This is a genomic window from Paenisporosarcina sp. P4_D4 (assembly GCF_056401835.1).
Genome location: NZ_JBFUIO010000267.1, coordinates 1 through 1654, shown reverse-complemented (window position 1 = coordinate 1654; position 1654 = coordinate 1). Strand labels below are relative to the sequence as shown.

1 protein-coding gene is annotated in these 1654 nt (G+C 33.0%); it reads right to left on the bottom strand.

All coding sequences use genetic code 11. The features are described 5' to 3' along the window. A partial coding sequence (locus AC1DSL_RS17945) for a ribonucleotide reductase N-terminal alpha domain-containing protein (RefSeq protein ID WP_477533281.1) occupies positions 1-1553 on the bottom strand: 1553 nt, incomplete at its 3' end. Positions 1554-1654: the final 101 nt, after the last annotated feature.

Genomic DNA, 1654 nt, shown 5'->3' with positions numbered 1-1654 from the left:
GTGTTGTCTAACATTCTAACTTGAATAGGAATCAGTCGATCTAAAATGTCATCTTTTTCTGCATTTCCTAAGTGGATTGATGATAAGTTGCATACAACGAAATCCCCTGCTTTTTTAGTAATAATAATAAATCCATCTTCTGTTAAGTTTTCTTCGGTTACAATTGTTGCTGACATATTTTGGGTAATTTCCATACAGAGATTGGATGAATAAATCATTCCAGCGTGTTTATTTGGATTCATTCGATTCACAGTGTCACGATAGAAAATGAACATTGCTCCTGTTTCTAGCTGAGCCTTCATAATTTTCTTCATGATATCAATTGCAAGTACTTTTACTTTAGATAAATCATTATTGCGAACACACTCATCATATTTATCACGGAATGATCCTTTGCCTTTTTCTTCATCATAAGAATCTTCTAAAGAATAACCCATAACCTCTTTAACTTCATGAGGATCAAATAGATACCAGTCAGTACGTTTTTCTACAGCTTCCATGAATAAATCTGGAACACTAGCCGATAAGAATAAATCGTGAGTACGAAGTCGCTCATCTCCATTGTTTAATTTAGCTTCAAGGAATGAATAAATATCTTTATGCCAAACATCTAACGTTACATTTATTGCCCCTTGTCTAACTCCTAATTGATCAACTGCTACAGAAGTGTTATTTAATTGTTTCATCCAAGGGATAACTCCTCCAGAAGCCCCTTTGAATCCTCTGATACTAGAAGATTTAGAACGTACCTTGCCCATGTATGTTCCAATTCCTCCACCAAACTTAGAAATTTTAGCTACATCTGTATTGGAATCATAAATACCTTGCAGACTGTCTTCTACAGTATCAATGAAACATGATGATAATTGTCCGTGTGATTTACCAGCATTAGACCATGTTGGAGTAGCTACTGTCATATAGTGATTGGACATTGCCCAATAGGATTCTTTAACATAATCCATTCGTTTTTCTTTAGGTTCTAAACACATAATAGCTAAAGCGATTACCATATATCGCTCTTGTGGTAACTCGTATATGCGTTTGTTATGGTCAGTTGCCAAGTATCTATCTGCCAATGTTTTTAGACCAATGTAATTAAACAGATGATCTTTAGTAGGGTCAATCCAACTTTGAGCCAACTTAATTTCTTCTTTTGAGTAGTATTTTAAAATATCTTCAGAATAGATATTCATTTCTCCAAGTGTTTTTAATAAACCAATTAAGCTACCATACTTCTCACTTGAGTCATACGCACGATTGTATGAAGCTTCTTTATATAATTTGTTTAAGTAAAATCGGCTGGCAACGAAAGTCCAATCGGTTGATTCTCTTGACATGTTATCTAAAGCATCTAAGATTAAACGATTGGTGATTTCTGCTGCTCTAATTTCATCTACTTTAACAATAGAATTATTAATCTTTTTCTTGTAGTTGTCTTTTTCTTTCTGCGGAATATTCTCGAACTCATTTAAGATACTGTCAATATAACTCATTAAACGAGTTTCATTGTATTCTAGTTTGCGTGAACCTTTGTTTTTTGTAATAGTTGTCATTTTTCATTTCCCTTCGCTTTGCATTATAATTTATTAATTTAGAATAACCGATAAAACTTAAATTTTATTGCATAATTTCCACCTCCAAACACAACATATAG